Annotated in this window: 6 protein-coding genes; all 6 read left to right on the top strand. The window is 32.7% G+C overall.

The features are described 5' to 3' along the window. On the top strand, positions 1 to 438 hold a 438-nt coding region (locus ACO5GE_RS07585), incomplete at its 5' end, for a metal-sensitive transcriptional regulator (protein WP_484830311.1). A gap of 218 nt (positions 439 to 656) precedes the next feature. Beyond that, positions 657 to 1,700, top strand: coding sequence for a heat-inducible transcriptional repressor HrcA (gene hrcA / locus ACO5GE_RS07580; protein ID WP_484830310.1), 1,044 nt, complete (start codon positions 657 to 659; stop codon positions 1,698 to 1,700). A gap of 43 nt (positions 1,701 to 1,743) precedes the next feature. Next, positions 1,744 to 2,328: a nucleotide exchange factor GrpE gene (gene grpE, locus ACO5GE_RS07575; protein ID WP_484830309.1), complete on the top strand. Its 585-nt coding sequence runs from the start codon at positions 1,744 to 1,746 to the stop codon at positions 2,326 to 2,328. 46 nt (positions 2,329 to 2,374) lie between these two features. Continuing rightward, on the top strand, positions 2,375 to 4,198 hold the full coding sequence (dnaK, locus tag ACO5GE_RS07570) for a molecular chaperone DnaK (RefSeq protein WP_484830308.1): 1,824 nt from the start codon (positions 2,375 to 2,377) through the stop codon (positions 4,196 to 4,198). Positions 4,199 to 4,281: 83 nt separating this feature from the next. Beyond that, positions 4,282 to 5,412: a molecular chaperone DnaJ gene (gene dnaJ / locus ACO5GE_RS07565; protein WP_484830307.1), complete on the top strand. Its 1,131-nt coding sequence runs from the start codon at positions 4,282 to 4,284 to the stop codon at positions 5,410 to 5,412. 180 nt (positions 5,413 to 5,592) lie between these two features. Further along, complete coding sequence (locus ACO5GE_RS07560; RefSeq protein ID WP_484830306.1) at positions 5,593 to 6,972, top strand: MATE family efflux transporter; 1,380 nt, start codon at positions 5,593 to 5,595, stop codon at positions 6,970 to 6,972. Positions 6,973 to 7,134: the final 162 nt, after the last annotated feature.

Raw genomic sequence — 7,134 nt, 5'->3', positions numbered from 1 at the left:
CGCTGCAATGGCATTCAGTTCTGTTTCTGTAGTAGCAAATTCATTAAGATTGCAAAGGATAAGATTATCATGACAAAATCGATAGAGCATAATTTAACGAATAATACTGACAATGAAATGAGTGGTGAAAATCTTGTTAAAGAATGTTCAACTTTTGATACAATATCAAAGGAAAGATTACTGGAAAAGAAAAATTTGATTCATCGTCTTCATAGAATTGAAGGACAAATTCGTGGAATTCAAAAAATGATTCAAGAGGATCGTGATTGTTTAGATATTATTACGCAAGTTTCTGCATCTCTTTCCGCTTTAGAAAATGTAAGTTTGATTATTTTAGAGCAGCATATCAAAGGATATCTTAAGAATATCAAAAAAAATTCTAAGGAAGAAGAATCTATTGATCTTTTAGTAGAAGTTATAAAACGAGTTTTGAAATGACACATGAATTGGAATTTGTTTTTTGTATAAACGAATTCCAATTTTTATTTTAAAAAAATTATGGGAAATTTGTAATTTTTTAAAAAAATAATATGTAATTGTTGACAACTAAACATAAAATGGGTAATATAGAATTAAGTTAGCACTCAACAATAAAGAGTGCTAATAATCAGAATTTAGATGAAGAGTAGAGCACATTGGAAAGAAGGGAGGATGAGATGAAAAATAATTTAACTGATCGAAAATTAAGGATTTTAGAGTTTATCATTCAAGAATATATTCATACTGCTGAACCGATCGGTTCAAGAACAATATCTAAGAATCAAGATTTGAATGTTAGCGCTGCAACAATACGAAACGAGATGTCCGATTTAGAAGAATTGGGGTTATTAGTTCAGCCTCATACCTCTGCAGGAAGAATTCCTTCTGAAAAGGCATATGAAATTTATGTTAAAAATATGATGGGGCCTGATTTTTTGGCAGAGTATGACAAACAGATGATTCAGTCTAAACTGAGAAAAAATATTGATAAAATTACTACCTTATTACAAGAGTCTCTGGATTTGATTACTGAACTGACTAATTATACATCAATTGGCATCTTAGAAACACAGAACAGAAAAAGAGTATTGAAAAATATATCACTTGTTCCGATTGATAGTAAAAGAATTGTGATTATAACAGTTTTAGACGATGGAGAAGTAATAAATGATACTATGATTTTACATCAGATGTTAGATGCCGAATCCTTAAGATTGATATCAGAAGCAATCAATGAGACCTTAATAGGTAAATGCTATGATGATATAAGTGAAAGTTTGCTTCCATACATTAAGTCTAAAATTAGTGAGTATACAGTAACTTTAGATGATATTTTTTCATTTTTAGAAGAAAAGATCCATCATCCAAACGATTCTTTCCAACTTGTTTTTCATGGAATGACAAATATTTTTAATCATCCTGAATTTAATGATATCAGCAGAGCAAAGTCCTTTTTTACTATGATGAAAGAAGAGGATATTTTGAAAAAAGCTTTGGATATTAGAGGAATTGAAAAAGACAATATTAATATTATAATTGGTGATGATAGGATGGATTCTGTTATGCGAGATTGTTCTATTATTACTGCAAATTATATTAAGGATGGAGTTTCTATAGGAAAGGTAGGAATTATCGGTCCAAAAAGAATGGATTATCAGAGAGCATATTCTGTGATGAGCTATTTACAAAAGCAAATTAATAAGCTATTAAATGATTCTTGACATAGATAGCATTGTTTAATAATTGTTATGAGGAGGAGAAGGTTTGTCAAAAGATGAAAAAGAAATGATATTAGAAAAAGAAGTAGACCTAAAAGAAAGTACAGATGAGTTAGAAGATACTGTAAATGAGGGTGTATCACCTAAAACAGAATCAATAGAAACTGTAAATGACTCTTTTATGGAAAAATTGGAGGAAAATAAAAAGTCAGAAGAGGAACTACAATTAAAAGAGTTAACAGATTCTGTTAAGAGAATACAAGCAGAATTTATTAACTATAAAAGGAGGACAGAACAGGAAAAAGAAATGTTGTCATCACTGGCAAATGAAAGAATAATATTAGATTTACTTTCGGTTTTGGATAATTTCCAAAGAGGATTGGATGCAATCGAAGAAAAAGAAGGATCGCTTTACGAAGGAATGACATTAATTTATAAACAATTACTTTCTACTTTAGAAAAAAATGGTGTGCAAGAGATTGATACAACAATAGAATTTAATCCTAATTTTCATCATGCTGTAATGCAGGAAGAAGGAGAAGAAAGTGGTAAAATTTTAGAAGTATTCCAGAAAGGATATTTATTAAAAGATAAAGTGATTCGACCTGCAATGGTTAAAGTGTCAAATTAAAAATTCATTATATTATATAGATTAAATAAAAAGGAGAGATTTTATTATGGGTAAAACAATAGGAATAGATTTAGGTACTACAAATTCATGTGTTGCAGTTTTAGAAGGAGGAGAACCGGTTGTTATTCCGAACAGAGAAGGATTAAGAACGACTCCATCCGTAGTTGCTTTCTCAAAAGAAGGAGAAAGACTTGTGGGAGAACCTGCAAAAAGACAAGCTGTAACAAACCCTGATAGAACAATTAGTTCTATTAAGAGAGAAATGGGAACTGCACATAAGGTAACAATAGATGGAAAAGACTATACTCCACAAGATATTTCTGCTATTATTCTTCAAAAACTAAAATCCGATGCAGAAAGCTATTTGGGCGAAACTGTAACAAGTGCTGTTATTACTGTACCTGCATATTTTACAGATGCACAAAGACAAGCAACTAAAGATGCCGGAAAAATAGCAGGATTAGATGTGAAAAGAATTATCAATGAACCTACAGCAGCTTCTATTGCTTATGGATTTGAAAAAGACAACATTGAAGAAAAAATTCTTGTTTTTGACCTCGGTGGAGGAACTTTTGACGTATCTGTTCTTGAAATTGCTGATGGAACCTTTGAAGTATTAGCAACAAGTGGAAATAATCATTTAGGTGGAGATGATTTTGACAATGTTTTGGTTGACTATATGGCAAAAGAATTCTTAGCACAAGAAGGAGTAGATTTAAAAGCAGATAAAATGAGTCTACAACGTTTGAAAGATGCTGCAGAAAATGCAAAAAAAGAATTATCTTCCACTTTAAGTACAAATATTAATTTACCATTTATCACAGCAACCGCAACAGGACCAAAACACTTTAATATGGATTTAAGTAGAGCAAAATTTGAAGAATTGACAAAACATTTGGTAAATCAAACAATTGAGCCTACAAAGAAAGCAATGGAAGATGCAAAATTATCTCCAAGTGATATCAATAAAGTTATTTTGGTAGGAGGTTCTACCAGAATTCCGGCAGTACAAGAAGAAATAAAAAAATTCTTAGGAAAAGAACCACACAAAGGAATTAATCCGGATGAATGTGTTGCACTTGGTGCAGCTGTACAAGGTGGAGTATTGACAGGAGAAGTAAACGATATCTTATTGTTGGATGTTACACCACTTTCATTAGGAATTGAGACTTTAGGTGGAGTGTTTACAAAAATTATTGAAAGAAACACAACTATTCCAGCTAAAAAATCACAAGTCTTTTCAACAGCGGCAGACAACCAACCTGCAGTAGATATCCATGTATTACAAGGGGAACGTTCCATGGTGGCAGATAACATTACATTGGGAAGATTCCAATTATCTGATATTCCACCGGCACCGAGAGGAGTTCCGCAAATTGAAGTAACCTTTGATATTGATGCGAACGGTATCGTAAATGTTAGAGCAAAAGATTTAGGAACAGGAAAAGAGCAAAATATTACCATAACTTCATCTTCCAATTTATCCAGTGAAGAAATTGAAAAGAAAGTAAAAGAAGCGGAAATGCACGCAGAAGAAGATAAGAAGAAAAAAGAAAAAATGGAAGCTTTAAATCAAGCTGAGTCTACTATTTATCAAACTGAAAAAACGTTGAACGAAGTGGGAGACAAAGTTTCTGAACAGGAAAAAACAGAAGTGAAGAATGCATTGGAAGAATTGAAAAAGGTTAAAGACAATGAAAATTCAACTTCTGAGGAAATCAGAAAAGCAATTGATGAAGTAATGAATAAATTCCATACAATTTCTCAAAAAATGTATGAGGGAGCACAAACAGCAGACGCACCACAAGAAGAACAGTCTCAAGATGACAATATAGTAGATGCAGATTTTGAAGAAGTAGATAAAAATTAATAGAATAGACCATTGCATAGACAGAGTAAGTAGCTTGTGTGTTTCACAGGCTACTTCTTCCGTCATCATAGAGAGGTGAAAATATGGAAAAAAGGGATTATTATGAGGTTCTTGGAGTTAGTAGAGGTGCAACTGAACAAGAAATAAAAAAAGCATATCGAAAAAAAGCAATGGAATATCATCCGGATAGAAATCCTGATAATAAAGAAGCGGAAGAAAAGTTCAAAGAAGTAAATGAAGCTTACGAAATACTGTCTGATGCAGAAAAACGAAAGACTTATGATCAGTTCGGACATGCAGGATTTGATCCTCGTTCAGGATTTTCAGGAGGATTTGAAGGAGCAGATTTTTCAGATTTAGGTGATATCTTTGGAAGTATGTTTGGAGATATGTTTGGTGGAGGAATGCGACAAAGGAGAAATGGACCTAAACGGGGAGCTGATTTACGGTATACAGTAAATGTTACGTTTGAAGAAGCAGCTTTTGGAATTGATAAGGAAGTAACTGTTCGTAGGGAAGAAGAATGTGATGTTTGTCATGGAACAGGAGCAAAACCCGGAACAAGTAGCAAAACATGTCCAACCTGTCATGGGAGCGGTCAAGTGAGTCAGCAAGTCAAGACTCCGTTCGGAGTTATGATGCAAACAGTAACTTGTTCAAGTTGTCATGGAGAGGGCGAAATTATTGAAGAACGATGTTCAAAATGTGGGGGAAGAAAAACAATTCCCGGAAAAAAGACAGTGTCAGTCAAAGTTCCTGCCGGAATTGAAGATGGAACGATGCTTAGAATGAGCGGTCAAGGACAACCTGGAGAAAAAGGGGGACCACGAGGAGATTTGCTTGTGCAAATCAGAGTACAGCCACATTCCATTTTTGAAAGAGATGGCAATACTGTTTGGATGGAGTTGCCGATTTCGTTTACACAGGCAGCTTTGGGAGACGAAATTGAAGTTCCGACCTTAGATGGAAAAGTAAAATATAAGATTCCGGAAGGTACACAAACAGGAACTATATTTAGATTAAAAGGGAAAGGAATCCCTTATATGAGACATGGTGGACGTGGAGATCAAAAAGTTCGTGTGAAAGTAGAAGTTCCACGAAAATTAACAGAAAAACAAAAAGAGTTGTTGCGCGCGTATGCTCAAGAATGTGGCGACTATGTTACGGAAGAATCAAAAGGATTTTGGGGAAAAATTAAAGATGCATTAGATTAAATTAAATTAAATTAAATTAAATTAAATTAAATTAAATTAAATTAAATACTCTCCTTTTCATTGGAAATATCATCTAATGAAAAGGAGATATCTTTTTTAAAAAACAGTAGTTTCTAAACTTACATCACCATGTGAAAGTATGATATAATTACCTGTATATATATGAAAGGAGATAACAAGATGAAAAGTTTCGGTTTATTTAATCAAACCTTAGAAGAAAGAAGAGACATGATATTAAACGGAAAATTGATGAACACACTGCTGTTTTTATCAGTACCGACTCTTGTTATGTGCCTTATTCAGTCTCTGATTCCGATTATTGACAGTTTATTTTTAAATAGAACATCGGGATATGTAGTTGCAGCATCTGTAGGATTTGTTGTTCCTATTATTAATATTTTGAACGGGATGTCTATGGGATTGGGTGTTTCCGGAATGGCAATGATTGGTAGTGCAAATGGATCTGGAAATAAAGAATTAGTAAAAAAAATAGCTACACAACTTATGGTAGTTGGATTTTTGGCAGGAATTGTAATGGCTCCGTTTTGTTTTGTGAGTGGATTGATTGCTACAAGATTTATCAATTCTGAGATAGCTGGAGATGTATTTATCTATTTGGGACTATACTCTTTTGTAATGCCATTTCTTTTTTTGACAGCGATTTTTAACTCTATCAAAAATGGGATTGGACAGCCGGAAGCAACTTTGTACAGAATGATTTTTTTGTTAGTCGGAAAAGTAGTATTTAACACAATATATTTATATGTGTTGCATTTAGGAACAATTGGTTCTGTATTGGGTTCTTTATCTTCGTATTTTTGTATCAGTGTTTGGATGTATTATGACTTGTTCATCAAAGACTCTGATTTGAAACTTTCATTAAAAGATTTTCATTTTGACAAAGAAATTATAGAAGAGACATTTCGATTGGGAGTTCCTGCTATGATTAATCATATGACTGTAAATGTGGGATTTGTTTTGATTAATATGGAAGTTCAAAAATACGGTGGAAACATTATGAATGCTCAAACCATTGCAATTAATCTAAGCACAATTTGTTTCTTGATTCCATCCTCCCTCAGTACTACTGTAACAACAATGGTGAGTATGAATATAGGGGTAGGAAGAAGTGAACGAGCAAAAAATACTTTTTACAGAGCTTCTATTGTTGCGATTATTATTTCGTTTATCATTATAGTTGTATTCTTTCCGTTCGCAAAACCACTGGTGTTACTTTTTCATACGAGTGAATCTATGCTCGGAATTACGATAGATGCTGTCAAAATTTACACAGTAGCAATCATAGGATTTTCCTTATACATGATAGCTCAAGGCGCTTTCATCGGATTGGGGAAAACAAAAATTCCTGTGTTTACCGGAGTACTTCGTATATGGTTGTTAAGATATTTGTTTATACTGGCATTTGAAAAAAGTATGGGTGTTTATTCTGTATTTTGGGGAAATGTATTTTCAAATAGTGTGGCAGGCTTGATTTGTTTTGTTATAGCATTAAAAATTCATTGGGAAAGTTCAGTGAAATTATTTCACTCCGAAAGATAGAATATTTAGAAGTAAGTATTAGTATAAAAAGAGTAATTGTGCTTTTTTATGATTGTCATCAAAAGCAATAATTACTCTTTTTTGTGATAAATAATGAAGAAAGTGATAAATCATACTTAAAAATAAATGCAGTAAAAAATAAATTAAGTATAATTTTAGTCA

The organism is Filifactor sp. (assembly GCF_057248345.1).
Note: the sequence above shows the minus strand (reverse complement) of the source record. Positions and strands in the feature narration are given on the sequence as shown.

What these genes read in the sequence shown, in the direction of transcription:
- hrcA (WP_484830310.1), top strand. Translation starts at nt 657, where the DNA reads ATGAAAAATAATTTAACTGATCGAAAATTAAGGATTTTAGAGTTTATC.
- ACO5GE_RS07560 (WP_484830306.1), top strand. Translation starts at nt 5,593, where the DNA reads ATGAAAAGTTTCGGTTTATTTAATCAAACCTTAGAAGAAAGAAGAGAC.
- dnaK (WP_484830308.1), top strand. Translation starts at nt 2,375, where the DNA reads ATGGGTAAAACAATAGGAATAGATTTAGGTACTACAAATTCATGTGTT.
- dnaJ (WP_484830307.1), top strand. Translation starts at nt 4,282, where the DNA reads ATGGAAAAAAGGGATTATTATGAGGTTCTTGGAGTTAGTAGAGGTGCA.